The organism is Acidovorax sp. FHTAMBA (assembly GCF_038958875.1).
Lineage (GTDB): Bacteria > Pseudomonadota > Gammaproteobacteria > Burkholderiales > Burkholderiaceae_C > Acidovorax.
Genome location: NZ_CP152407.1, coordinates 3204044 through 3228078 on the forward strand (window position 1 = coordinate 3204044; position 24035 = coordinate 3228078).

A 24035-nucleotide genomic window follows, 5' to 3' on the forward strand; every position below is an offset into this window, starting at 1 on the left:
TGGCAGGCGATGGTACAAGCGAACGCCCATGCCTGCAGGGCGCCGGACTCCTTGGCGACAGCCATGGGGGCATGCGGGCCCGGCCCTCGGCTTAACATTGCTGCAGCATGTACCAAGCCATCAAACCCTCGCGCAGCAGCACGCTGGCCCTGCGCCATCTCAAATACCACGTCCGCCACTGGGGCCCCGAAAACAGCCACCTGCCCACGCTGGTGCTGGTGCACGGATGGATGGACGTGAGTGCCTCCTACCAGTTCACGGTGGACGCGCTGCAGCAGGAACGCCGCATCATCGCCCCCGACTGGCGCGGCTTCGGGCTCACCACCGGGGCGCCGGTGGACCACTATGTGTTTGCCGACTACCTGGCCGACCTCGACCTGCTGCTGGACCACTACGCCCCCGGTGAGGCCATCGACCTGGTGGGCCACAGCATGGGCGGCAACGTGGCCATGATGTACGCCGGCGTGCGACCGGAGCGCGTGCGCAGGCTGGTCAACCTGGAAGGCTTTGGCCTGCCTGCCACACGCCCCGCGCAGGCGCCCACGCGCTATGCGCAGTGGATCGACGAAATCAAGCAGCTGCACCAGGGCACCAAGGACCTGAAAACCTACGACAGCGCAGACGGCGTGGCCCGCCGCCTGATGAAGACCAACCCCCGCCTGTCCGAAGACAAGGCCCAATGGCTGGCCCGGCACTGGGCGCGACCCAATGCGCAGGGCCTGTGGGAGATCCTGGGCGACCCGGCGCACAAGATCACCAGCGCTCAGCTGTACCGCGTGGACGAGGCCCTGGCCATCTACGAGCGCATTACCGCCCCCGTGCTGGCCATCGAGGCCAGCGGCGACAGCCTGGGCCAGTGGTGGAACGGCCGCTACACGCTGGACGAATACCACCAGCGCCTGACCCATGTGCGCAACTGCCGCACGGCCGCGGTGGCGGACGCCGGCCACATGCTGCACCACGACCAGCCCGAGCAGGTGGCGCAGCTGATCGAACAGTTCCTCAACGAAACGTAACCGGGATTCTTAATGAAATGGGCCGCCAGCGCTTATCCAACAAGCGCTGACAGCTATCATTTTTGCATAGCAGTCTGGCGGCTCCGCCGCTTTACCCTGCGCTGTGGCGGGCTCGCGGGCCCTTCAAGGGGCATTGGAGGGGCCGACGCCCTTCCCATGAGAAAATCGTGGGTTATTTCACAGAACACCCAGGACCCGCACCATGGACGCAGAACGCATCAACCTCATTGGCACCACCCTCGACGACCTGGCTCTGCGCACGCAAGAGTTACGGAGGTATCTTTGACTTCGATGCCAAATTTGAACGCCTGCGCACGGTAAACGCATCGCTGGAAGACCCGGCGGTCTGGAACGACCCCAAGAAGGCCCAGGAACTGGGCAAGGAACAGAAGTCACTGTCCGGCGTGGTCGTCACGCTGGACAAGCTCACCCGCGAGCTGGCCGACAACACCGAGCTGTATGAGATGAGCAAGGAGGAAGGCGACGAGCCGGGCCTCATGACCATCGAGGCCGAAACCGCCAAGCTGCGTCCGCTGATCGAGGAACTGGAGTTCCGCCGCATGTTCAGCAACGAGGCCGACCCGCTCAACTGCTTTGTCGACATTCAGGCCGGTGCAGGTGGCACCGAGGCCTGCGATTGGGCCAGCATGCTGCTGCGCCAGTACCTCAAGTACGCCGAACGCAAGGGCTTCAAGGCCACGGTCGAAGAAGAAACCCCCGGCGACGTGGCCGGCATCAAAAGCGCCACGATCAAGATCGAAGGCGAGTACGCCTACGGCCTGCTGCGCACCGAAACCGGCGTGCACCGCCTGGTGCGCAAAAGCCCGTTCGACAGCTCGGGCGGGCGCCACACCTCGTTTGCGTCGCTGTTTGTCTACCCCGAGATCGACGACTCCATCGAGATCAATATCAACCCCGCCGACGTGCGCACCGACACCTACCGCGCGTCCGGCGCGGGCGGCCAGCACATCAACAAGACCGACTCGGCCGTGCGCCTGACGCACATCCCCACCGGTATCGTGGTGCAGTGCCAGGACGGGCGCAGCCAGCACAGCAACCGCGACGTGGCCTGGCAACGCCTGCGCAGCCGCCTGTACGACTACGAGATGCGCAAACGCCAGGAAGAGCAGCAAAAGCTGGAAGACACCAAGACCGACGTGGGCTGGGGCCACCAGATTCGCAGCTACGTGCTGGACAACAGCCGCATCAAGGACCTGCGCACCAACGTGGAAATCTCGGCAACGCAAAAGGTGCTGGATGGCGATCTGGACGCGTTCATCGAAGCTTCGCTGAAGCAAGGCGTCTAAGCGATGCGAATGCGCACCGACGCCATCATCTTCGACATGGACGGCACCATGATCGACTCCATGCCCTGGCACGCCCAGGCGTGGGTCGAGTTTGCACGCCGCCGTGGCATGGACGTCGATGTGCCCGCTCTCATGGCGCGCACCACGGGCAAGAACGGTACCGAGTGCATCGTGGAGCTGCTGGGCCGGGCCGTGTCGCAGGACGAGGCGGACGCGCTCACGCACGAGAAAGAAACCATCTACCGCGAGCTGTTTGCACCCCGCTTTTCTGAAGTGGCGGGTTTCCGCCAGTTTGCCGCCCAGGTGCGTGCATGCGGCCTGAAGGTGGCCGTGGGTACGGCGGGCGACAGCGGCAATGTGGAATTCGCCCTGGGCCACCTGGGCCTGGAACCCGCCCCGCAGGCCATCGTGCGCGGAGACGAGGGCCTGCCTGGCAAGCCCCAGCCCGCCATCTTTCTGGAGGCGGCACGCCGCATTGCGGCAGCCCCCGAGCACTGCATCGTTTTTGAAGACGCGCCTTTTGGCATTGAGGCCGCACGCCGCGCCGGCATGCGCGCCGTGGCCATCTGCAGCACCCACACGCCCGAGCAACTGGCCGGGCCGCATGTGCTGGCTGCCGTGCGCGACTACACCGAACTCATGAACACCGACTTTCTGGAGAGCATCCATGTTGCAACTGCATAGCGCAGACGGAAGTGGAGACGGAGCAGGCCAGACCATCGCCATCCGCCGCGAGGACTACACCGCCCCCGCCTACTGGATCGACAGCGTCGAACTCACCTTCGACCTGGACCCGAACAAGACCCGTGTGCTCAACCGCATGGTGCTGCGCCGCAACCCGGACGTGGCGGCCGAGCCACTGAAGCTGGACGGCGACGAGCTGAACCTGGCGCGTGTGCTGGTCAACGGCCAGGGCACCTCGTTCAAGATGGAAGGCGCCCGCCTGGTGCTGGAGAACCTGCCCGAAGGCAATGAACCCTTCGCGCTGGAGATCTTCACCACCTGCTGCCCCGCCAAGAACACCCAGCTCATGGGCCTGTACGTGAGCCAGGGCACGTTTTTCACGCAGTGCGAGGCCGAGGGCTTTCGCCGCATCACCTACTTCCTGGACCGACCCGATGTGATGGCCAGCTACACCGTCACGCTGCGCGCCGACAAGGCCCAGTATCCGGTGCTGCTCAGCAACGGCAATCTGGTGGACAGCGGCGCGCTGGAAGACGGCCCCAACGGCGCCCGGCATTTCGCCAAGTGGGTAGACCCGCACAAGAAGCCCTGCTACCTGTTCGCCCTGGTGGCGGGCAAGCTGGTGGCGCGCGAGCAACTCATCAAGAGCCGCTCGGGCTCCAACCACCTGCTGCAGGTGTATGTGCGCCCCGGCGACCTGGGCAAGACCGAACACGCCATGAACTCGCTGATGTACAGCGTGGCCTGGGACGAAGCCCGCTTCGGCCTGCCGCTGGACCTGGAGCGCTTCATGATCGTCGCCACCAGCGACTTCAACATGGGCGCCATGGAGAACAAGGGCCTGAACATCTTCAACACGAAGTACGTTCTGGCCAGCGAATCCACGGCCACCGACACCGACTTCGCCAACATCGAAAGCGTGGTCGGCCATGAGTACTTCCACAACTGGACCGGCAACCGCGTGACCTGCCGCGACTGGTTCCAGCTGAGCCTGAAGGAAGGCCTCACCGTCTTCCGCGACCAGGAGTTCAGCATGGACCTCGCGGGCAGCCCATCGGCCCGCGCCGTCAAGCGCATCGAAGACGTGCGCGTGCTGCGCACCGCGCAGTTCCCCGAAGACGCAGGCCCCATGGCCCACCCGGTGCGGCCCGACAGCTACGTCGAGATCAACAACTTCTACACCGTCACCATCTACGAAAAAGGTGCTGAAGTCGTGCGCATGCAGCACAACCTGGTGGGCCGCGAAGGCTTTGCCAAGGGCATGAAGCTGTACTTCGAACGGCACGACGGCCAGGCCGTGACCTGCGACGACTTCGTGCAGGCCATCGCCGATGCCAACCCCGCCAGCCCGCTCACACAGCACCTTGCGCAGTTCAAGCGCTGGTACAGCCAGGCCGGCACGCCGCGCGTGCGCGCCACGGGCCGCTACGACGCTGCCACGCGCTGCTACGCCCTCACACTGTCGCAAAGCTGCGCCCCCACGCCCGGCCAAAGCGAGAAGCTGCCCTTTGTCATCCCGGTGGACCTGGGCCTGATCGATGGCACCACCGGTGCCGCCCTGCCCTTGCACCTTGCGGGCGAAGGGGCTGCAGAAGGCGCAGCCCCCACCACCTCGCGCGTGGTGGTGCTCACCGAGGCATCGCAGACCCTGACCTTCACCAACCTGGACGCCGAGCCCGTGCCATCGCTGTTGCGCGGTTTCAGCGCCCCGGTGGTGCTGGACATCGACTACACCGATGCGCAGTTGCTCACCTTGCTGGCGCACGACGCCGACGCCTTCAACCGTTGGGAAGCAGGGCAACGCCTTGCGCTTCGGACCGCTATCAATGCAATAGCTGATAGCGCAATGGGGACAAGCGCCAGCGGCCAATTCGACCATCAGATTCTCTCTGCAGAGTTTGTGGACGCCATGCGCAGCGTGCTACGCAACCCGGCACTCGATGCAGCCTTCAAAGAGCTGGTGCTCACGCTGCCATCCGAAACCTACATTGCAGAGCAGCTTGCGGTGGTGGACCCACAGCGCATCCATGCCATGCGCGAAGCCATGCGCGAGCAGTTGGCCCTGTCGCTTCAGGCCGACTGGGAAGCGGCCTGGGAGCAGAACCAGGACACCGGTGGCTACAGCCCTGACCCCGTATCGTCGGGCCGCCGCGCCCTCAGCGGCCTGGCGCTGCACATGCTGTGTATCGCCGCGCAAAAAACGGGCGATGTGGTCTGGCCTGGCAAGGCCTACCAGCGCTTCAAGGTGGCCACCAACATGACCGACCGCTTCAACGCCCTGACTGCCCTGGTGGCCAGCGGCAGCGAGCTGGCCGCTCCTGCGCTGGCCCGCTTCCATGCGCTGTTCAAGGACGAGCCCCTGGTCATCGACAAGTGGTTTGCACTGCAGGCTGGTGCGCCCGACCGTGGCGGCAACGTGCTGCCCGCAGTGCGCCAGCTCATGGCGCATCCAGACTTCAGCCTGAAGAACCCCAACCGTGCGCGCAGCGTGATCTTCAGCTACTGCAGCGCCAACCCCGGCGCCTTCCACCGGGCCGACGCGGCGGGCTACGTGTTCTGGAGCGACCGTGTGATCGAGCTCGATGCCATCAACCCGCAGGTCGCCGCCCGCCTCGCGCGCGCGCTGGACCGGTGGAAGAAGTTGGCGGATCCTTGGCGCAGCGCCGCACGCGAAGCGATCGCCCGCGTAGCCGCCAAGCCCGACCTCTCCAACGATGTGCGCGAGGTGGTGACCCGCGCGCTGGCCGACTGATTTTCACGAAAGAGACCGACTCATGACCAAGCGCATCAGCCTGACCCGCTACCTTGTTGAGCAGCAACGGGTGGATGGCCACATTCCCGGACAACTGCGCCTGCTTCTGGAGGTCGTGGCGCGCGCCTGCAAGAGCATCAGCCACGCTGTCAACAAAGGCGCTCTGGGCGGCGTGCTGGGCAGCGCCAGCAGCGAGAACATACAAGGCGAAATCCAGAAAAAGCTGGACATCATCGCCAACGAAGTGCTTATCGAAGCCAATGAATGGGGCGGCCATCTGGCTGGGATGGCCTCGGAGGAAATGGATGGGATCTATGTTGTGCCCAACCGCTACCCCAAGGGCGAATACCTGCTCCTGTTCGACCCCCTGGACGGCTCCAGCAATATCGACGTCAACGTGAGCATAGGCACCATCTTCAGTGTGCTGAAAATGCCCGAAGACGACCGCGGAGTGGATGAAGGCGACTTCCTGCAGCCCGGCAACCAGCAAGTAGCCGCCGGCTACTGCATTTACGGCCCTCAAACCACCCTCGTGCTCACGGTGGGCGACGGCGTGGCCATGTTCACCCTCGACCGGGAGCAGGGCTCCTTTGTTCTGACCGAAGAAAACGTTCGCATCCCCGAGGACACCAAAGAGTTCGCGATCAACATGAGCAACATGCGCCACTGGGACGAACCCGTGAAGCGCTACATCGACGAATGCCTGCAAGGCAAGGAAGGCCCGCGCGGCAAGGACTTCAACATGCGCTGGATTGCCAGCATGGTGGCCGATGTGCACCGCATCCTGACCCGTGGCGGCGTGTTCATGTACCCCTGGGACAAGCGCGAGCCCAACAAGCCCGGCAAGCTGCGCCTCATGTACGAAGCCAACCCCATGGGCTGGCTGGTCGAACAGGCGGGCGGCGCGGCCACCAATGGCAAGCAGCGCATCCTCGACATACAGCCTACCCAGTTGCATGAGCGCGTCAGCGTGATCCTCGGGTCAAAAAATGAGGTCGAGCGGGTGACGAACTACCATTCCACGCTATAATGCGAGGCTAAGCCGGTGTAGCTCAGTCGGTAGAGCAGCTCATTCGTAATGAGAAGGTCGGGTGTTCGATTCATCTCTCCGGCACCAAATGAAGGCCCCTGATTCGCAAGAGTCAGGGGCTTTTTTGTTGCGACGGCACCTCGTGCTGTCGCGTCGCACTGAAACGCCCGGCAGGATTGCTCGCGAGTCTGGCCCGCCACAAGGGGCCGGGTCAACTATCGATTCGGCTGCGGAACAGCGGCATAGTTCATCGCAATGGCCTGCACCACCGCACCGACAATCGCGCCGTCACCAGCGCTCTGGGGCAGCACTTCCCGCACGATCTGGACCGCATATTCGAGTTGCTCCTTTGCAAGGGCAGCTGCCATGGCATTGCCACGCTTTTCACTGGGCGACGCATCGCGGATCACATGACTCATAAAACTTCCTGAGAGAGTTGAATGCGCAGTATGCGCTTCACCGTCGATCCCCAACGCAAATCCATGGAGCCAATCAGCAAAGAAACACCATGATGGGGATGGACACAACGCAGTGCCAGAACTGCCGGCAAGCCAAACAAAAAGGCGCTGCAACCAGAGTTGCAGCGCCTTTTGATTATTTGGGGTGGCTGATGGGGCTCGAACCCACGACAACAGGAATCACAATCCTGGACTCTACCAACTGAGCTACAGCCACCGTAGCTTTATATTATAGCTCGAAATTCGTACCTTGGCCGATAGTTGCTCAGTTTTCTGCTGAGGCCAGCGGATTGGAGGAGGGTCGCGGCGCCTTGATATCGGCCTTGAAACGCCTCTTGAGGAATTCGTAGTACGCCTGTCCTTCAGCTGTTGCCCACCATTGCATGTACTGCTGGCGCTCTTGCTGCGCACGCTGGGTGTCTGGAGCTGCGCGAGGAATCACACGGTTCACCTTGACCACCGCATAGCCTTCGTTTCCAAGATCCACACCGACCCAGGCAGGAAGCGCATTATCCGTCGGTGCATACAGGGCACCGTCAATAAGCTGGCGTGGCAGATTCTGGTTCTGCTCCCTCGAAACCTGGAGCGCTGTGCCAAGACCGGAGGCGCTGGAAGGTGACGCCTTCCATGCTGCAAGCTTCGCCTCGCCTTCCTTGCGCGACAACTCGGAGGCTTTCTGCGCAACGTAGAGTTCGCGAACCCGGGCACGCACCTCGTCAAGCGGAAGCGTTTTGGCAGGGGTGTACTGAACCACACGCCCTGCTACAAGCTGGCTGGGGCCCACTTCAACAGCTTCGGTGTTTCGCTTGTTCTGAAGCGAGTCTGAAGAGAACAATGCTTCAAGGAACTTGGCGTTGGCCAGCGGGCCGGCTGCACCCGGGGCGGCCGTGCGTGTGACACCGGAAGCCGTTTGCACCTTAAGCTGGAGCTTGTCCGCGACTGGCTTGAGGCTGTCCGCCTGCTCGTACACGCTGTTTGTGAACGTCTCTGCCACTTCGGCGAATTTGCGCTGAGCCTGTTGCTGCTTGAGTTCGCTTTCCAGCGTTGGGCGCAACTCTTCGAATGTGGGCAGGCGCGGGGCCTTGATGTCAGTCAGCTGGATGATGTGGTACCCAAAATCGGTTTCCACCACATCACTGACCTCACCTTTCTTGAGCGCAAAGGCAGCGTCTTCAAACGGCTTGACCATGGCGCCACGACCAAAGAAGTTGAGGTCGCCTCCTGCCGTGGCAGAGCCCTTGTCGTCCGACGCCTTGCTTGCCACGTCGGCAAACGTAGCTGGCGCCTTGCGTACCTGGTCAAGCAGCTCCGTCGCGCGGGACTTGGCTTTCTCGCGGTCCGCAGCAGGCGCGTCTTTTGGCGCGTTGATCAAAATGTGGCTGGCCCGGCGCTCTTCCTTTCCGGCCATACGCTCCACATTCTCCTTGTAGTAACTGCGCAGGTCCTCTTCGTTGAGGGTGATGCCGACACGCACGCTTTCGAGGTCGAGCACCACGTATTCCACTGCTGCCTGCTCAAGTTGCTGGAACTGTGCGGGATTGGCCTGATAGTAAGCTTGGAGATCCTCATCGGTGACGGCCACCTTGCTGACGAAATCCGTTGCCTTAAAGCGGGCCACCTGAATTTCCCGCTGCTCATACAGAGGATCGAGCGACAGCTTGACCTGGGCATCGGTGCCGAAGGCAGTGCCCAACACGCCAGCCATCACCTGGTTCACAGAAAGGTCGCGGCGAACACTGGCCTCAAAGCCTTCCGGTGTCAGGCCCTGAGCCCCCACCAAAGCACGGTACGCCTCGGCATCCAGGGTGCCATCGGGACGCTTGAGACCGGCGATGGCGGGAATTTCCTGCAGGCTCCGGGCCAAACGGGAGTCGCTCGTCACCAAATGCATGTCCTTGGCTGCAGCGGCCAGCACCCTGTCACGCACCAGACGTTCCAGCGTCGCGTAACGCGCCTGAGGAGAGTCCAGAAGCTTGGGATCGATCGAGGGAGACTGCGCGCGCATGCGATCGGTCTCCATGCGATGCGCATTGTCCCAGTCCGACTGGTTGATCTTCTCGCCATCGACACGCGCGACCACCGGGCTCTTTTCAGAGAAGTAGTTGCTGTCAATGCCCACCAGCACAAACGATGGAATGATCAGCAAGAACAATAAGACCATGACGATCTTGGAGTGCTTGCGGATGGATTCAAACATGGTCGATCTTTCAGAAGGCAAAAAACAAAAGGCGAACTTGCGTTCGCCTTTGTTCGGTGGTGGTGGGTCCTGACGGTCTCGAACCGCCGACCTACTCCGTGTAAAGGAGCCGCTCTACCAACTGAGCTAAGGACCCCACCTGAAACTGATCATCAGTTCAAGGCATCTTTCAATGCCTTGCCTGGACGAAACTTCGGAACTTTAGCAGCTTTGATTTTAATCGTGGCGCCGGTGCGGGGATTACGGCCTGTGCGAGCAGCACGCTTGCCTACAGCGAAAGTACCGAAACCGACGAGCGAAACGGTGCCACCCTTTTTCAGGGTCTTCTTGACGGCCTCGATCGTGGATTCCAGGGCACGCGCAGCGGCGGCCTTGGAGATGTCGGCGTTGGTAGCGATGTGCTCAATCAGTTCGGTTTTGTTCACAAGAAGCCTCTCGGGAAAAGAGTTGATGGAATGTCTCGTGGATATCTGGTCTTCACACGTCCGAAAGCGCAGCCAGTGGCTGGTTGAGAGTCAGACGGGGAATGACTGGCATACACAGCATGGGCTGCTGCATCAGATTAAAGCCATCGAGTTTCCGGGTGTCAATACAACACGCCGATTTGGCGCAGCGTCGTACTGAATTCTAGTCGCATTTCACGCGGCGTCAGGGGTTGCGGGAGGTTTTGTCTCAAACACGCCGTATGGGCAGCATTCCGTATTGACACGCGATTTACCGCGACCCTGCGGCGCGCCGCCGAGCATGCAGACGCCTTCGAAAGATGGCGAAATCGGGCACGCAAGCCCCGTTCATTTCACGCGCGCACGGATTTCCGGCAGCGCTTTTTGCAGGTAATACACCATGGACCACACGGTGAGCACCGCCGATGCCCAGATGAGCCAGGTACCCCACACGCCGGTATCGATCACGCCAAACAGGCGCCCGTCGTACAGCAGAAAGGGGATGGCCAGCATCTGCACCGTGGTCTTGACCTTACCGATCATGTGCACGGCCACGCTCTTGCTCGCGCCTATCTGCGCCATCCATTCACGCAGGGCCGAGATCGCGATCTCGCGGCCAATGATGATGAGGGCCACAAACACGTCGGCACGCTGCAGGTGCACCAGCACCAGGAGCGAGGCACACACCAGAAACTTGTCGGCCACCGGATCAAGGAAGGCGCCGAAGGACGAAGTCTGGTTAAGCTTGCGGGCCAAATATCCGTCCAGCCAGTCGGTGGCGGCGAACACCACGAACATCACGGTGGCAATCAGATTGCGCGTGGCCGGGTCCAGCGGTGCGTAGAACACCCCCACGATCAAAGGTATCGCGACGATGCGCGTCCAGGTCATCAAGGTGGGGATAGTCCAGAACATGGCGGCGATTGTGTCACGGCGCAGCCGTGGAACGGCACACGGGGCTTATCTCAGTGCCTTGTAAATTTCTTCTGCCAACTCGCGCGAGATGCCATCCACGGTGACCAGGTCTTCCACGCTCGCTGAGGCCACCCCACGCACCCCACCAAAACGTTGCAACAACCGCGCGCGCTTCTTGGGGCCCACCCCCGCAATTTCTTCCAGTTGCCCGCCCCCCACCCGCACCTTGGCCCGTGCCGCGCGCATGCCGGTGATGGCAAAGCGGTGGGCCTCATCGCGGATCTGCGCCACCAGCATCAGCGCCGCCGAGTCCTTGCCCAGGTAGACCTTCTCGCGCCCGTCGGCAAACACCAGCTCTTCCAGGCCCACCTTGCGGCCCTCGCCCTTTTCCACGCCCACGATGCGGGTCAGATCGAGCCCCAGCGCGGTGAACACCTCGCGCGCCACGCCCACCTGGCCCTTGCCACCGTCGATGAGCACCAGATCGGGCAGGCGCGCCGCCCCTTTGCGGGTGGGCGCGCCGGCCTCGGCGTCCGGGGCGGCAAAGTCGATACCGCCTTCCTCGCGCTGCGCCTCCACCACCTTGCTGTAGCGGCGCGTGAGCACCTGACGCATGGCAGCGTAATCGTCACCGCCGGTGATGCCTTCGATCTTGTAGCGGCGGTATTCGCTGCTCTGCATCTTGTGGTGGTGGAACACAACACACGACGCCTGGGTGGATTCGCCCGCCGTGTGCGAGATGTCGAAACACTCGATGGTGAGCTGGTCGAGGTCTTCGGGTGGCAGGTCCAGCGCCTCGGCCAGGGCGCGGGTGCGGGCCTGCTGCGAGCCCTCTTCGGCCAGCAGACGGGCCAGTTGCAGGTCTGCATTCTTTTGCGCCATGTCCAGCCAGGCACGGCGCTGTTCACGCGGCTGATGGATGGCCGACACGCGCACGCCCGTCTGCGCAGAGAGCGCCTCCATCAGCGCCTTGTCCACCGGCACGCTGGTGACAAGCACCGGGGGCAAAGGTACACCGATGTAGTGCTGGGCAATGAAGGCCTCCAGCACCTGCGCTTCGACAGGGCGGGCAGGCGCAGCCCGCGTACTGGGCTCTGCACCAGCACCCTCAGGTTGCGCCTCCTCCTCTTCTTCAAACACGGCCGCGGCATCTTCCACATGGACCGGGAAATACGGCCGATCTCCCAGATGCCGCCCGCCGCGCACCATGGCCAGGTTCACGCAGGCGCGGCCACCCTGCACCCGCACGGCCAGAATGTCCACGTCCTTGTCATCCGCGATCTCGATGGATTGCTGGTGCAGCACGCGTGACAGCGCCTGGATCTGGTTGCGCACTTCAGCGGCCTGTTCAAATTCCAGCTTGCCGGAATGCTCCATCATCCGCGCCTCCATGGCCTGCAGAACCTCCTGCGTTTCGCCGCGCAGCAGGGCCTCTGCATGCTGCACGTCGGCGGCGTACGCCTCGGGCGAGATGAGATCAACACAGGGGCCGGTGCAGCGCTTGATCTGGAACAGCAGGCAAGGCCGCGTGCGGTTCGCAAAAACCGTGTCTTCACACGTACGCAGGCGAAACACCTTCTGCAGTAGCTGGATGGTTTCCTTGACCGCCCAGGCGCTCGGGTAAGGCCCGAAATAGCGATGGCGCTTGTCCACAGCCCCCCGGTAATAGGCCATGCGCGGAAACTTCTGACCCGGTGCGTCACCCGCTCCGGCAGCGGTGCCGGTGATCTTGAGGTACGGGTAGCTCTTGTCGTCGCGGAACAGGATGTTGAACCGGGGGTTCAACGTCTTGATCAGGTTGTTTTCCAGCAGCAGCGCTTCGGCCTCGGAGCGCACCACCGTGGTCTCCATCCGCTCGATCTTGCTGACCATGTGGCCTATGCGTGTGCCACCATGATTCTTGGTGAAGTAGCTCGACACGCGCCGCTTCAGATGCCTCGCCTTGCCTACATACAGCAGCGCGCCCTGGGCGTCGAAATAGCGGTAAACACCGGGCAACGCGGGCAGCGCAGCCACCTGCGCCAGCAGTTCTTCGGAATGGGACATGGCGCGTATTGTGGCCCGGCCCACGGTCCGGTTCCAGTACTATCAAAAATATAGCTGCCAGCGCTTATCCATCAAGCGCTAGCGGCCATTTTTACCATTATTCTGCTTCGATCTTCGAGCTTTTCACCACCTGCGCCCAGTTGGCCAGGTCGGCCTTGACCTTGTCGCCCAACTGCGCCGGAGTCTGGTAGTCGGCCGTGGCGCCCTGCTCCAGCGCCTTTTGCTTGAAGGCCGCGCTTTGCACCACCGTACGGATGTCGGCCGTGAGCTTGTCCACCACCGGCTTGGGCACCGCAGCGGGCACAAACACCGCAAACCACGACGTGGCATCGACCTTGGGGTAACCCGCCTCGGCCGTGGTGGGCACGTCAGGCAGGCTGGGCAGGCGCTCTTTGCCGGTCACGGCCAGCACGCGCAGCTTGCCGCTGGCGATGTGCGGCATGAACGGCGGCGCGGTGCCAAAGGTCAGGTCCACCTGGCCGCCCAGCAGATCCTGCAGCGCAGGGCCTGTGCCTTTGTAGGGCACGTGCACCATCTTGATGGCGCCTTGCTGCTCCAGCATGGCGCCGGTCACGTGCTGCAGCGAGCCGTTGCCCGACGATGCGTAGTTGAGTTTGCCCGGGTTGGCCTTGGCGTAGGCGATCAGCTCGGGCAGCGTCTTCACGGGCAGATCAGCCCGCACCACGATGATCTGCGGCGCCGAGATCACATTGGCCACGGGCTGGAAGTCCTTTTGCTCCCACTGCGGCGCTTTGGTGAGGTGGGGCGAAATGACGTGGTAGCCCGAGTACTGCATGAAGATCGTGTAGCCATCGGGCTCGGCGCGCTTGACGATGCTGGCGGCAATGTTGCCGTTGCCCCCGCCCTTGTTGTCCACCACGACCGACTGTCCCAGCACAGGCGACAGCGCCTGGGCCAGCATGCGGGCCGAGAGATCGGTGGTGCCGCCAGCGGCAGTCGGTACCACCATGACCAGGGTTTTGGCCGGGTACCCACCGCCTTGCGCCCACGCTCCGAAACTCAGCGCGGATGCCAGGGCCCCAAGGGCAATGGTCGTAAATCGTTTGCGATTGAGGTTCATGTTTTATGTCTCCTTGTGGTTGCCAAAAATAGAAATTCAGGAACGCGCGAGCGCCCTCTCACGGATCGCCTCGAAATCGGCAGGCACCGGGTGCAGCGCCAGGCGCGGGCCTGCCTTGGCGATCTGGCTCGGAATGTCGTGGCCGATGAGTGCCGGCAGCTGCTGCGCCACGACCACTAGTTGCCCCAGGTCCACGCCCGTTTCGTAGCCCATCAGCGCCAGCGCATGCACGATCTCTTCGCTGCACACATTGCCACTGGCGCCCGGCGCATAAGGGCAGCCGCCCAGGCCGCCCAGCGAGGCATCGAACCGGTCCGCACCCGCGTCGATGGCGGCCAACACATTGGCCAGCCCCATGCCGCGCGTGTTGTGGAAATGCAAGGTGAACTCCACCGCCGGCCAGAGCGCGCGCGCCGCCGCCGTGAGCTTGTGCACCTGCGTGGGGTAGGCCATGCCGGTGGTGTCGCACAGCGTGATGCCGCGCACGCCCAAGTCCACAAAACGCTGCACCCAGCCGAACACGTCGGCCTGGGCCACATCGCCTTCCATGGGGCAGCCGAACACACACGACAGCGACACATTCACCGCCACGTTGGCGTCCTGCGCCAGGGCAACCACCTGGGCCAGCGCAGCAAACGATTGTTCCTGCGTCATGCGCAGGTTGGCCAGGTTGTGCGTGGCACTGACCGACATCACCAGGTTCAGCTCGTCCGTGCGCGACTCGATGGCGCGCTCGGCGCCGCGCAGGTTGGGCACCAGCGCGGTGTAGACGGTGCCCGGGCTTCGCGTGATCTCGCGCATCACGACCTCGGCATCTTTCAGCGCGGGAATCGCGGTGGGCGATGTGAACGAAGTCACCTCGATCTTGGACAGGCCCGCTGCCGACAGCACATTGCACAGCGCGATCTTGTCGGCCGTGGGCACAAAGGCCTTCTCCATCTGCAGGCCGTCGCGCAGGCCGACCTCCTGCATGTGGATGCGGCGGCCTGCGCCCTGCCACACCATGTTGGATGCACTCATTGAATCACCCCCTTGCTGCGCAGCAGCGCGATCTGTTCGGCCGTCAAACCCGCCTCGGCCAGCACCGCATCGGTGTCGTCGCCCAGGTGCGGCGCACTGCTGCGGATGGTTCCGGGCGTGCCCGAGAGCTTGGGCACGATGCCGGGCACTTCCACGCTGTAGCCGTCGCGCGTCTGCTGCGTCAGCAGCATGTCGCGTGCACGGTAGTGCGGGTCTTCGGCGATGTCCTTGGCGGTATAGACCTTGCCCGCGGGCACGCGGGCAGCGCCCAGCGCGTCCAGCACCTGCTGCACCGTGCGCTGCGCGCTCCAGGCGCCGATGGCGGCATCAATCTCTTCCACGCGGGCCACGCGGCCAGTGTTGTTGGCCAGGTCCGGCGCCGCGCCCAGGTCGGGCCGGCCGATGGCGTCCATCAACCGCTTGAAAATGCTGTCGCCATTGCCCGCCACCAGCACCCAGCCGTCGGTGCAGGGGTAGGCGTTGCTTGGCGCAATGCCGGGCAGCGCGCTGCCCGCGGCCTCGCGCACAGCGCCAAAGGCGCTGTATTCGGGGATCAGGCTTTCCATCACGTTGAACACCGCCTCGTGCAGCGCAACGTCGATCACCTGGCCTTTGCCCCCGTTGACCTTGCGGTGGTACAGCGCCGTGAGCACGCCGATGGTGCCGTGCAGCGCCGCCAGCGTGTCACCAATCGAGACACCGACGCGCACCGGTACGCGGCCGGGCTCACCGGTCAGGTGGCGCAGGCCGCCCATGGCCTCGCCGATGGCACCAAAGCCCGGCAGGTCGCGGTACGGGCCCGTCTGGCCGTAGCCTGAGATGCGCAGCATCACGAGGCCGGGGTTGATCGCGTGCAGTTCTTCGGGCGACATGCCCCAGCCTTCCAGCGTGCCGGGGCGGAAGTTCTCGACCAGCACATCGGCTTCTGCAATCAGCTGGCGAGCGATGTCCTGGCCTTCCTTCTGGCGCAGGTCCAGCGCCACCGAGCGCTTGTTGCGCGACTGCACCTGCCACCAGACGGAGGTGCCTTCCTTGATCAGGCGCCAGTTGCGCAGCGGGTCGCCGGTCTCAGGCGCTTCGATCTTGATCACGTCGGCGCCAAACTCGCCCAGCGTCTTGCCGCAGAACGGCCCGGCAATCAGCTGGCCCATTTCGATGACACGCACGCCTTGCAGTGCGGCGGGGGAAGCGATGGAATCCATGGAAATATGTGTCTCCTGCGGGGTCGATCACCAAGCAGTCCCATGCATCCCAACCCGATCATGCTGAGCTTGTCGAAGCGCAGCGCAGGGCTTCGACAAGCTCAGCCCGAACGGTGTTGGGGTGATTCCAAAGAACCATGAACCCCTGGCTTGTTGGCGCGAATGATGCGCACAGTCCACACGACTGCAAAACGCTGATGCAAGAAGCCGCCATCGCAAACCGGCATGGCATTTGGCAAACGGCTTACCATCACGCCCTCATGAAACTCGACCCCGTCTCCCTGCGCCTGTTCGTTGCCGTGATGGAAGAAAACACCATCGCCGCTGCCGCAGCCCGCGAGCACCTGGCCGCATCGGCCGTGAGCCGCCGCCTGGCCGACTTGGAAGACGCGCTGCAGGTGGCCTTGTTCACCCGCAGCAACAAAGGCACCGAGCCCACCGCCGCCGCGTTTGCGCTGCTGAACCTGGCGCGCGGTGTGCTGAACGATCTGGACGGCATCGCCACGCAGATGCGCGACTACGGCACGGGCGTGCGCGGCCATGTGCGTGTGGTGGCCAATATTTCGGCCATCACGCAGTTTTTACCCGCCGAGTTGCAGAGCTTTTTGGAGCAACACCCGCAGGTGGATGTGCGGCTGCAGGAGCAGATCAGCAGCGCGATTGCCCAGTCCGTGGCCGAGAACGCCGCCGACGTGGGCATCCTCAACGAAGGCAGCTACGGCGAACGCGTGACGCTGCTGCCCTACCGCACCGACGAACTGGTGCTGGTGGTGCCCACCGGCCACGCGTTGGTGCGGCGCAAGTCCGTGCGCCTGGCAGACGCCCTGCCTTTTGACTTTGTGGGCGCTCACCCGGGCAGCGCCATCAACAACCAGCTGACCCGCGCGGCCGCCGAGGCGGGCCTGCCACTGCGCCTGCGCATGCAGGTGACGAGCTACGACGCGCTGTGCCTCATGGTCAACGCGGGCCTGGGTGTGGGCGTGATGCCCCGTGGCAGCGCCGCGCTGTACCGGGGCACGCTGGCCATCCGCACCGTCACGCTGAACGAGCCCTGGGCGCAGCGGCGGCTGGCGCTGTGTGTGCGGTCTGAAGAATCGCTCTCCAGCGTTGCCCGGCTGCTGGTGGAGCACCTGCGCGCGCAGCCAACGGGGCCATCACCATGAGCCGCCCCCTGCCCCCGCTCCAGTGGGATGTGTTTTGCCGCGTGGTCGACAACTTTGGCGACATCGGCGTGTGCTGGCGCCTCGTGGCGCAGCTGGCTGATCGGGGCCACCGGGTGCGGCTGTGGGTGGACGATGCGTCTGCCCTCGTCTGGATGGCACCCCAGGGTTGCCCCGGCGTGGAGGTGCGCGCCTGGGGTTCGCCCCCTCCGGGCCCTGAAGAGCCCGCGCCCGACGTGATGGTGGAGGCCTTCGGATGCGATATTGCTCCTGAATTCATAGCTTATAGCGCACAACCATCAAGCGCTGGAGGCCAAAAACACTCAAAACCGGTCTGGATCAACCTGGAATACCTGTCGGCAGAAGCTTACGTGGAGCGCAACCACAGGCTGCCGTCGCCCATCCTGTCCGGCCCCGCCGCAGGGTGGACGCGCTGGTTCTTCTACCCCGGCTTCACGCCCGCCACCGGCGGCTTGCTGCGCGAGCCTGACCTGATGGCACGGCGCGAGGCGTTTGACCGCAGCGCCTGGCGTGCACAGCACGCCGCCGCCTTCGGGCTGGGCGATGCTTGCGCCGAGCAGCGCTGGGTTTCGCTGTTCTGCTACGAACCCGCCGCCTTGCCGCAGCTGCTGCAGCACAGCCAGACACGGCCCACGCAGTTGCTGGTGACACCGGGCCGCCCCACGGCCGCCGTGCGGGCTGCATTGGCTGAGGGCTGTGATCAAAATATCGGTCAAAAGGGTCTCCAGCGCTTATCTGACAAGCGCGAGCAGCTATCAATTTCATACCTACCCCACCGCCCACAGCCTGCGTTTGACGAGATGCTCTGGGCCTGCGACTTCAACGCCGTTCGGGGCGAGGACTCGCTGGTGCGGGCCCTGTGGGCGGGCCAGGCGTTTGTCTGGCACATCTATCCGCAGCACGACAACGCCCACCACGACAAACTCTGGGCATTTCTGGACTGGCTGCAGGCGCCTGCGTCGCTGCGGCAGTTTCACGCCACCTGGAACGGGCTGGACACCGCACCGCTGCAATGGCCGGACGACAACACCCTGGCCGAGTGGGCGGCATGCACCCAGGCCGCCCGGGCACGCCTGCTGATGCAGGACAACCTCGTCGCACAACTATTGGGCTTTGTCGCCGAAAAACGGTAAAATCCGAGGCTTTGCGCAAATAAGGCGCGGCATGTCAATGCCCCCGCCCTGCGCAGTTTCGCCGCAGAACATGCACCGGCGCGCAAACCAGGCGGTTTGCCAGCCCGCGCGTTGAGCGGCCCCAACCCAAGCAACTTGCTATGAAAATCGCTCAAGAAATCCGCGCCGGCAACGTCATCATGCACGGCAAGGACCCCATGGTGGTCCTGAAGACCGAATACGCCCGCGGCGGCCGCGGTGCAGCCACCGTGCGCATGAAGCTCAAGAGCCTGATCGGCAACTTCGGCACCGAAGTCGTGTTCAAGGCCGACGACAAGATCGACAACGTGATCCTGGACAAGAAGGAGTGCACCTACTCCTACTTCGCCGACCCCATGTACGTGTGCATGGACACCGAGTACAACCAGTACGAAGTGGAAGCCGAAAACATGGGCGACTCGCTGAACTACCTGGAAGACGGCATGACGGTGGAAGTGGTGTTCTACGACGGCAAGGCCATCTCGGTCGAACTGCCCACCAGCGTCGAGCGCGAAATCACCTGGACGGAACCCGCCGTCAAGGGCGACACCTCCGGCAAGGTCATGAAGCCTGCCAAGATCGCCACCGGCTTTGAAGTGCCCGTGCCCCTGTTCGTGAGCCAAGGCGACAAGATCGAAATCGACACCCGCACCGGCGAATACCGCAAGCGCGTGTGAGGGCTTTTCGCCCTGTGTTCGCCGTTACGGCAGAACATCCGAAAACAAGGCTTCCCCCGGGAAGCCTTTTTTCATGGGCCGGGCCGGCGGGCGCTGCCAACCGGCAGGGCATCGGCGCGAGGCCCCTCAGTGCTGCGCGGCGGCCGTCACCGCCGGCAACGTGAGCAGCGCACGCAAGCCCCCGAGGCCCGCAGGCTCCAGATCGAGCCGCCCCCCATACAGCGCTGCCAGGTCCTGCACGATGGCCAGGCCCAGCCCCGTGCCGGGCACGGTTTCGTCCAGACGCACCCCGCGCTGCAGCGCCTGTGCACGTTGGGCGGAACCAATGCCGGGGCCATCGTCCTCCACGCTGACAAGCAACAGGCGCTGCGCGGCATCCAATCCGGTAGGCAACAGCTGCGCCTGCACCCGCACCACAGACCGGGCCCACTTGCAGGCGTTGTCCAGCAGATTGCCCAGCATTTCCTGCAGGTCCTGCGCCTCGCCCGCAAAGAAAAGAGGCACCGGGGGCGACTCGACGCTTATATCCAGCGCCCGGTCCGAATGCACCTTGCTCATCACACGCACGAGCCCGTCCACCACCGGCTGCAGCGCGGTGCGCTGCCCGGGCAGGTGTGCAGACGCGGCCACCCGCGACCGTGCCAGGTGCCAGTCGATGTGCTTGCGCGCCACCACCACCTGCTCGCGCACCAGCGCCGCCAGCTCCTGGCCGTCGGTGGGCGGTTGCGCACGGGCCGCGTTTTCCAGCACCGTGAGGGGCGTCTTGAGCGCATGCGCCAGGTTGCCGGCCTGGGTGCGCGCGCGTTCCACCACCTCGCCATGGCGGCGCAGCACGGCGTTGAAGTCATCAGCCAGCGGCAGCACTTCGGCAGGGAAGCTGCCTTGCAATTGCGGCGCCCGGGCCTCTTGCACATCCTGCACCGCGCGTTGCAGCGCCTGCAGGGGCCTGAGCCCTACCGCCACCTGCGCCCAGGCGGCCATGGCCAGCAGCACCAGCAGCACCGCCAGCGACAGCGCCAGCACGCCCGTGAACCGGGCCGTGGCCGCCTGCGTGGCATGCAGGTCGGCGGCCACAATCAGCCGCCAGCGCGCTGCATGCACGCCCTCGGCGCGCACCGTGCGCTCCAGCACCAGCAACGGCGCGCCCTGCGGGCCTGCCATCTCATGCACATGCACGGCGCCATCGGCCAACGCATCCACCTGCAGCGCCAGGCTGGTGTCCCACAACGAGCGCGAGCGCAACACCCCTGCCCGCTCCCGCCCGTCGGGCGCCATGGCGTCCACCTGCCAATACAGGCCCGAATACGGCTTGAGCCAGCGCGGGTCCGACAGCGCCTCGGCAGCAATTGCCGGCTGCCCCTGGGCATCAAACTCGAGCCGCGCCGTGATCTGGTCCAGCTGCAGCTGAAGCGCCGCCTGAAACTGCTGCTGCACATGCTCGCGGAACAATCCGCTCAGCACCAGACCAGCCAGCACCATGGCTACGGCCACCCCCGCCAGCGTGACAGCCAGCAGCCGCACCCGCAGCGACCGGGACCAATGCATGGCTGCGGCAGCCGGCATGCCTTGCCGGTTCATGGAGGCACCAGGCGGTAACCCATGCCGCGCACGGTTTCGATGCGGGCCGAAGCCGCCGAGGACGACGAAGGGGCCGACAGCTTCTTGCGCAGGCGCCCCACAAACACTTCGATGGTGTTGGAGTCCCGGTCAAAGTCCTGCGCGTAGATGTGTTCGGTCAGCTCTGCGCGCGACACCAGAACGCCCGGCCGGTGCATGAGGTAGTCGAGCACCTTGTACTCATGGGCCGTCAGTGTCACCGGCTGGCCCGCGCAGGTCACGCGGGCGCTGCGGGTGTCCAGCGACCAGTCTCCGCACTGCAGCACGGCCGACGCCTGTCCGCTGGCGCGGCGGATCAGTGCGCGGACGCGCGCCAGCAATTCTTCAAGGTGAAAGGGCTTGGTCAGATAGTCATCGGCACCCGCGTCGATGCCCGCGACTTTTTCGTGCCAGTTGTCGCGCGCGGTGAGGATCAGCACCGGCATGTTGCGCGCCCCGGCCCGCCAGCGCTTGAGCACCGTGAGCCCGTCGACCACTGGCAGACCCAGGTCCAGCACGACGGCGTCCATCGCCTCGGTCTCACCCAGAAACTGCGCATCGCGGCCGTTATCGGCCTCGTCCACGGTGTAGCCCGCGCCTTGCAGCGCTGTGCGCAGCTGGGCGCGCAGCAGCGAGTCATCTTCTACCAGCAGGATGCGCATGGATCGGTGGAGGGTGGCAGATGTGTCAGAGGTCGGTCCGGCGTCACCGTCGATCTTCGCGCGATTCACGCGGCTTTACACGCAGCACCTCGGCCGTGCGTGCATCGAGCTTGACTTTGGTCAACTGCCCGGCAGGCGTCAAGAGCTTGATCTCGTAAATCCAGCGATCGCGCTCCTGCTCCAGCTCCACTTCCAGCACCTGCCCGGGCACCTCACGCTGCAGGCGCTCCAGCACCGTGGGCAGCGGCAGCACCTGGCCCGCCTGCACCGCCTGCCGGGCGCGGTCATGGTCGTCTCTGCCGCTGGCCCCAGCGGGTGCCACGGCCATCGCGGCAGCGCACAGCACACACCCCACCAAGTACATGCGCCGAACCTGGCGGTCCGCAAAAGCAGCGTGGAAGGAGAAAAGCATGGGCGCATTGTCCTGCGCGAAATCTGAACGGCCGATGAACAGCCCTTTCACGCGCCGTTCAGACAGGGATTTCAACAATCGCCACACAAAACGAAACCCACAAGGACCACGGCATGACTTCCCTTCGCAAACTGACTCTGGCGGCGTTCAGCACACTGGCAGCCACCGGCATCAGCCACGCTGCAGACACCACAGCCGCCCAGCAGCTCGCCCACTGGAGCACGCAGGCAGGCAGCCCGGGCAACGTCGACAAGGGCAAGGTGTTTTTCACCACGCGCCATGGCGGCGAGTGGTCTTGCGCATCCTGTCACGGCACACCGCCCACGGCCCAGGGCAAACACGCCAGCACCGGCAAGTCGATAGCGCCCCTGGCCCCGGCCTTCAACCCCAAGGCCTTCACCGATACCGCCAAGGTGGACAAGTGGTTCCGCCGCAACTGCAACGACGTGTTGAGCCGTGAATGCACCGCAGTGGAAAAAGCCGATGTGCTGGCCTACCTCAATGCCCTCAAGCCCTGAGACCCAGCCCATGAAACAACCTGCCCCCCTGCGCCCCGCGGCCCTGGCCGCTACTGTGTGCGCACTGACCCTGCTGTCACTCTCCAGCGCCCATGCAGACAGCGGGCGCACCATGCCCCGCAACGTGCCCAGTGCCTACACGCAGGAATGCGCCGCTTGCCACACCGCCTACCCGCCCGGCCTGCTGCCCGCAGCGTCGTGGAACCGCGTGATGACGGGCCTGGACAAGCACTACGGTACCGACGCATCCCTGGACGCCGCCACCGTACGCCAGCTCAACCAGTGGCTGCAAGCCCACGCTGGCACCTACAAGCGCGTGAACGAAGAGCCGCCAGAGGACCGCATTACCCGCTCGGCCTGGTTTGAACGCAAGCACCGAAAGATCGAGCCCACCACCTGGAAGCTCGCCAGCGTAAAAAGCGCCGCCAACTGCGCGGCCTGCCACACGGGCGCAGACCAGGGGCAGTTTGACGAACACGACCTGCGCATGCCGGCAGGACTGGATGCCCGCTCACGCCGCGCCTGGAACGACTGAGAGCGGTGAACAGAACTCTTCTGGCGTCGTTGCTGTGTCTTGTCGTACTGACCGTACTGCCTGCGACACAGCGCCTAGCCAGAACCGCTTCGCTGAGCCCTGTTCGCCGCTCTCGATCTGCATTGAATCTGACCTGTATCCGATCAAGGAAAACACCATGCAAACCACCCCCTCCTTCGACCCGGTCAGCGCCACAGCGCAGCCAGCGACTGCCAAAACGCCCAGTCGCCGGGTCACCGATGCGCCCACGCGCATGTTCCACTGGCTGTTTGCGCTCTGCTTTGTGGGGGCCTACGCCACCGCCGATGGCGAGCACTGGCGGCTGGTGCACGTCACGCTGGGCTACACCATGGCGGGCCTGCTGGGTTTTCGCGTGCTGTACGGCGTCTTCGGGCCGCGCACCTCGGGCCTGGGCCTGCTGTGGCGCAAGCTGGCCGGGGCGCCCGCTTGGCTGCGCACCCTGTTCCAAGCGCGCTCCATCAGCCAGGTGAGCCAGCTGAACTGGCGCCAGGGCCAAAACCTGCTGATGGCGCTGGCGGTGGTGCTGCTGCTGGTGCTGGTCGTTCCCATCACCTTGAGCGGCTATGCCACCTACAACGACTGGGGTGACATGTTGGGTGGCGACTGGATCGAAGAAGTGCACGAGTTCTTCGGAGAAGCCATGCTGTTTGTCGTGCTGGCCCATCTCGCCTTGATTGCTGGCATGAGCGTGCTGCGGCGCAAGAACCAGGCGCTGCCCATGCTGACCGGGCGCGTGGAAGGCCCCGGGCCGAACCTGGTGCAGAAAAACCGCACCTGGCTGGCGGCAGCGCTGCTGCTGGCGGTGCTGGCGTTTGGTGCCTGGGAATGGCAGCAATCGCCAAGCGGGTTGATGGACGCCGGCACAGCGATCGAACGCAGCCGAGACCACGATGACGACTGAACACCAGCCACAAACCACTTTCGAAATCAAGCCATGAAAATCTACATGTGTGTGGTCTGCGGCTGGATCTACGACGAGGCTGCGGGCCTGCCGGAGGACGGCATAGCCCCAGGAACCTTGTGGGCCAACGTGCCCGACGACTGGCGCTGCCCCGAGTGCAATGTCGGCAAGGCCGACTTTGTAATGTGCGAGGTGTGAGGCAGGGACACTGGGTGCAGCGCACTGCGCTG

General features: G+C 64.2%; 23 protein-coding genes and 3 tRNA genes. 13 read left to right on the top strand and 13 right to left on the bottom strand.

Annotated features, from left to right (window positions below; translation table 11 throughout):
* Nucleotides 1-107 precede the first annotated feature (107 nt).
* From AAFF19_RS15055 to AAFF19_RS15080, 6 genes are all read left to right on the top strand, one after another.
* Nucleotides 108-1016 carry an alpha/beta hydrolase gene (locus AAFF19_RS15055; protein WP_008906659.1) on the top strand — a complete coding sequence of 303 codons (909 nt, stop codon included), beginning with the start codon at nt 108-110 and terminating at the stop codon, nt 1014-1016.
* Between the two features lie 202 nt (nt 1017-1218).
* Nucleotides 1219-2323 (top strand): peptide chain release factor 2 gene (prfB, locus tag AAFF19_RS15060; RefSeq protein ID WP_182118495.1). Its coding sequence is split into 2 segments (ribosomal slippage): nt 1219-1299 and nt 1301-2323, totalling 1104 coding nucleotides; the frame shifts between segments, so codons are not numbered across the junction.
* A 9-nt stretch (nt 2324-2332) separates the two neighbouring features.
* Complete coding sequence (locus AAFF19_RS15065) at nt 2333-3007, top strand: HAD family phosphatase (RefSeq protein ID WP_342721862.1); 675 nt, start codon at nt 2333-2335, stop codon at nt 3005-3007.
* Complete coding sequence (gene pepN / locus AAFF19_RS15070; protein WP_342720486.1) at nt 2991-5759, top strand: aminopeptidase N; 2769 nt, start codon at nt 2991-2993, stop codon at nt 5757-5759. The genes AAFF19_RS15065 and pepN overlap by 17 nt, the downstream gene beginning before the upstream one ends.
* A 22-nt stretch (nt 5760-5781) precedes the next feature.
* Nucleotides 5782-6789 carry a class 1 fructose-bisphosphatase gene (locus AAFF19_RS15075; RefSeq protein ID WP_182118493.1) on the top strand — a complete coding sequence of 336 codons (1008 nt, stop codon included), beginning with the start codon at nt 5782-5784 and terminating at the stop codon, nt 6787-6789.
* A gap of 11 nt (nt 6790-6800) precedes the next feature.
* Nucleotides 6801-6876, top strand: a tRNA-Thr gene (locus AAFF19_RS15080).
* Between the two features lie 128 nt (nt 6877-7004).
* On the opposite strand, the gene AAFF19_RS15085 is transcribed toward AAFF19_RS15080, so the two are convergent.
* The 10 genes from AAFF19_RS15085 to AAFF19_RS15130 all read right to left on the bottom strand — a co-directional run bounded on the left by AAFF19_RS15085 (nt 7005) and on the right by AAFF19_RS15130 (nt 16151).
* On the bottom strand, nt 7005-7208 hold the full coding sequence (locus AAFF19_RS15085) for a hypothetical protein (protein WP_008906666.1): 204 nt from the start codon (nt 7206-7208) through the stop codon (nt 7005-7007).
* A 180-nt stretch (nt 7209-7388) separates the two neighbouring features.
* A tRNA-His gene (locus tag AAFF19_RS15090) sits at nt 7389-7464 on the bottom strand.
* Between the two features lie 48 nt (nt 7465-7512).
* Nucleotides 7513-9444, bottom strand: a complete 1932-nt coding sequence (locus AAFF19_RS15095; protein WP_182118492.1) for a SurA N-terminal domain-containing protein — start codon at nt 9442-9444, stop codon at nt 7513-7515.
* A gap of 60 nt (nt 9445-9504) precedes the next feature.
* Nucleotides 9505-9580, bottom strand: a tRNA-Val gene (locus AAFF19_RS15100).
* 16 nt (nt 9581-9596) lie between these two features.
* Nucleotides 9597-9869 (bottom strand): HU family DNA-binding protein, encoded by a 273-nt coding sequence (locus AAFF19_RS15105; RefSeq protein ID WP_008906675.1) that lies wholly within the window; start codon nt 9867-9869, stop codon nt 9597-9599.
* A 366-nt stretch (nt 9870-10235) separates the two neighbouring features.
* Nucleotides 10236-10802 (bottom strand): CDP-diacylglycerol--glycerol-3-phosphate 3-phosphatidyltransferase, encoded by a 567-nt coding sequence (pgsA, locus tag AAFF19_RS15110; RefSeq protein ID WP_026436902.1) that lies wholly within the window; start codon nt 10800-10802, stop codon nt 10236-10238.
* 45 nt (nt 10803-10847) lie between these two features.
* Nucleotides 10848-12848 carry an excinuclease ABC subunit UvrC gene (gene uvrC / locus AAFF19_RS15115; protein ID WP_182118491.1) on the bottom strand — a complete coding sequence of 667 codons (2001 nt, stop codon included), beginning with the start codon at nt 12846-12848 and terminating at the stop codon, nt 10848-10850.
* Between the two features lie 97 nt (nt 12849-12945).
* A complete protein-coding gene (locus AAFF19_RS15120) occupies nt 12946-13929 on the bottom strand; it encodes a tripartite tricarboxylate transporter substrate binding protein (RefSeq protein ID WP_182118490.1) in 984 nt (327 codons plus the stop codon).
* Nucleotides 13930-13965: 36 nt separating this feature from the next.
* Nucleotides 13966-14949 (bottom strand): hydroxymethylglutaryl-CoA lyase, encoded by a 984-nt coding sequence (locus AAFF19_RS15125; RefSeq protein ID WP_182118489.1) that lies wholly within the window; start codon nt 14947-14949, stop codon nt 13966-13968.
* Entirely contained in the window at nt 14946-16151 is a 1206-nt protein-coding gene (locus AAFF19_RS15130; RefSeq protein WP_182118488.1) for a CoA transferase, read from the bottom strand. The genes AAFF19_RS15125 and AAFF19_RS15130 overlap by 4 nt, the downstream gene beginning before the upstream one ends.
* 260 nt (nt 16152-16411) lie before the next feature.
* Here AAFF19_RS15130 and AAFF19_RS15135 point away from each other — a divergent pair, with 260 nt between their 5' ends.
* The 3 genes from AAFF19_RS15135 (at nt 16412) to efp (ending at nt 19160) form a co-directional block, all read left to right on the top strand.
* Nucleotides 16412-17314 (top strand): LysR family transcriptional regulator, encoded by a 903-nt coding sequence (locus AAFF19_RS15135; protein WP_182118487.1) that lies wholly within the window; start codon nt 16412-16414, stop codon nt 17312-17314.
* Entirely contained in the window at nt 17311-18465 is a 1155-nt protein-coding gene (earP, locus tag AAFF19_RS15140; RefSeq protein ID WP_342720487.1) for an elongation factor P maturation arginine rhamnosyltransferase EarP, read from the top strand. Before AAFF19_RS15135 ends, earP begins: the two co-directional genes overlap by 4 nt.
* A gap of 140 nt (nt 18466-18605) precedes the next feature.
* Nucleotides 18606-19160, top strand: a complete 555-nt coding sequence (gene efp / locus AAFF19_RS15145; protein WP_008906801.1) for an elongation factor P — start codon at nt 18606-18608, stop codon at nt 19158-19160.
* Nucleotides 19161-19286: 126 nt separating this feature from the next.
* Here efp and AAFF19_RS15150 read toward each other — a convergent pair whose 3' ends face one another.
* From AAFF19_RS15150 to AAFF19_RS15160, 3 genes are read right to left on the bottom strand one after another with little or no spacing between them, the layout of a single operon-like run.
* Nucleotides 19287-20738, bottom strand: a complete 1452-nt coding sequence (locus AAFF19_RS15150; protein WP_139019426.1) for a sensor histidine kinase — start codon at nt 20736-20738, stop codon at nt 19287-19289.
* The gene (locus AAFF19_RS15155) at nt 20735-21418 is read right to left on the bottom strand and encodes a response regulator transcription factor (protein WP_342720489.1); all 684 of its coding nucleotides are present in this window, start codon (nt 21416-21418) and stop codon (nt 20735-20737) included. Before AAFF19_RS15155 ends, AAFF19_RS15150 begins: the two co-directional genes overlap by 4 nt.
* A gap of 43 nt (nt 21419-21461) precedes the next feature.
* On the bottom strand, nt 21462-21830 hold the full coding sequence (locus AAFF19_RS15160) for a PepSY domain-containing protein (protein WP_342720490.1): 369 nt from the start codon (nt 21828-21830) through the stop codon (nt 21462-21464).
* 113 nt (nt 21831-21943) lie between these two features.
* Between AAFF19_RS15160 and AAFF19_RS15165 the strand changes: the two genes are divergently transcribed.
* The 4 genes from AAFF19_RS15165 (at nt 21944) to AAFF19_RS15180 (ending at nt 24003) form a co-directional block, all read left to right on the top strand.
* Nucleotides 21944-22348: a DUF1924 domain-containing protein gene (locus AAFF19_RS15165; RefSeq protein ID WP_342720491.1), complete on the top strand. Its 405-nt coding sequence runs from the start codon at nt 21944-21946 to the stop codon at nt 22346-22348.
* Nucleotides 22349-22358: 10 nt separating this feature from the next.
* Nucleotides 22359-22883 (top strand): diheme cytochrome c, encoded by a 525-nt coding sequence (locus tag AAFF19_RS15170; protein ID WP_008906796.1) that lies wholly within the window; start codon nt 22359-22361, stop codon nt 22881-22883.
* 157 nt (nt 22884-23040) lie between these two features.
* The gene (locus AAFF19_RS15175; RefSeq protein ID WP_182118482.1) at nt 23041-23805 is read left to right on the top strand and encodes a cytochrome b/b6 domain-containing protein; all 765 of its coding nucleotides are present in this window, start codon (nt 23041-23043) and stop codon (nt 23803-23805) included.
* A gap of 33 nt (nt 23806-23838) precedes the next feature.
* Nucleotides 23839-24003, top strand: coding sequence for a rubredoxin (locus tag AAFF19_RS15180; RefSeq protein ID WP_182118481.1), 165 nt, complete (start codon nt 23839-23841; stop codon nt 24001-24003).
* The last annotated feature ends 32 nt before the right edge of the window (nt 24004-24035 follow it).

What these genes read in the sequence shown, in the direction of transcription:
- AAFF19_RS15055 (WP_008906659.1), top strand. Translation starts at nt 108, where the DNA reads ATGTACCAAGCCATCAAACCCTCGCGCAGCAGCACGCTGGCCCTGCGC.
- AAFF19_RS15065 (WP_342721862.1), top strand. Translation starts at nt 2,333, where the DNA reads ATGCGCACCGACGCCATCATCTTCGACATGGACGGCACCATGATCGAC.
- pepN (WP_342720486.1), top strand. Translation starts at nt 2,991, where the DNA reads ATGTTGCAACTGCATAGCGCAGACGGAAGTGGAGACGGAGCAGGCCAG.
- AAFF19_RS15075 (WP_182118493.1), top strand. Translation starts at nt 5,782, where the DNA reads ATGACCAAGCGCATCAGCCTGACCCGCTACCTTGTTGAGCAGCAACGG.
- AAFF19_RS15085 (WP_008906666.1), bottom strand. Translation starts at nt 7,208, where the DNA reads ATGAGTCATGTGATCCGCGATGCGTCGCCCAGTGAAAAGCGTGGCAAT.
- AAFF19_RS15095 (WP_182118492.1), bottom strand. Translation starts at nt 9,444, where the DNA reads ATGTTTGAATCCATCCGCAAGCACTCCAAGATCGTCATGGTCTTATTG.
- pgsA (WP_026436902.1), bottom strand. Translation starts at nt 10,802, where the DNA reads ATGTTCTGGACTATCCCCACCTTGATGACCTGGACGCGCATCGTCGCG.
- uvrC (WP_182118491.1), bottom strand. Translation starts at nt 12,848, where the DNA reads ATGTCCCATTCCGAAGAACTGCTGGCGCAGGTGGCTGCGCTGCCCGCG.
- AAFF19_RS15120 (WP_182118490.1), bottom strand. Translation starts at nt 13,929, where the DNA reads ATGAACCTCAATCGCAAACGATTTACGACCATTGCCCTTGGGGCCCTG.
- AAFF19_RS15125 (WP_182118489.1), bottom strand. Translation starts at nt 14,949, where the DNA reads ATGAGTGCATCCAACATGGTGTGGCAGGGCGCAGGCCGCCGCATCCAC.
- AAFF19_RS15130 (WP_182118488.1), bottom strand. Translation starts at nt 16,151, where the DNA reads ATGGATTCCATCGCTTCCCCCGCCGCACTGCAAGGCGTGCGTGTCATC.
- AAFF19_RS15135 (WP_182118487.1), top strand. Translation starts at nt 16,412, where the DNA reads ATGAAACTCGACCCCGTCTCCCTGCGCCTGTTCGTTGCCGTGATGGAA.
- earP (WP_342720487.1), top strand. Translation starts at nt 17,311, where the DNA reads ATGAGCCGCCCCCTGCCCCCGCTCCAGTGGGATGTGTTTTGCCGCGTG.
- efp (WP_008906801.1), top strand. Translation starts at nt 18,606, where the DNA reads ATGAAAATCGCTCAAGAAATCCGCGCCGGCAACGTCATCATGCACGGC.
- AAFF19_RS15150 (WP_139019426.1), bottom strand. Translation starts at nt 20,738, where the DNA reads ATGAACCGGCAAGGCATGCCGGCTGCCGCAGCCATGCATTGGTCCCGG.
- AAFF19_RS15155 (WP_342720489.1), bottom strand. Translation starts at nt 21,418, where the DNA reads ATGCGCATCCTGCTGGTAGAAGATGACTCGCTGCTGCGCGCCCAGCTG.
- AAFF19_RS15160 (WP_342720490.1), bottom strand. Translation starts at nt 21,830, where the DNA reads ATGCTTTTCTCCTTCCACGCTGCTTTTGCGGACCGCCAGGTTCGGCGC.
- AAFF19_RS15165 (WP_342720491.1), top strand. Translation starts at nt 21,944, where the DNA reads ATGACTTCCCTTCGCAAACTGACTCTGGCGGCGTTCAGCACACTGGCA.
- AAFF19_RS15170 (WP_008906796.1), top strand. Translation starts at nt 22,359, where the DNA reads ATGAAACAACCTGCCCCCCTGCGCCCCGCGGCCCTGGCCGCTACTGTG.
- AAFF19_RS15175 (WP_182118482.1), top strand. Translation starts at nt 23,041, where the DNA reads ATGCAAACCACCCCCTCCTTCGACCCGGTCAGCGCCACAGCGCAGCCA.
- AAFF19_RS15180 (WP_182118481.1), top strand. Translation starts at nt 23,839, where the DNA reads ATGAAAATCTACATGTGTGTGGTCTGCGGCTGGATCTACGACGAGGCT.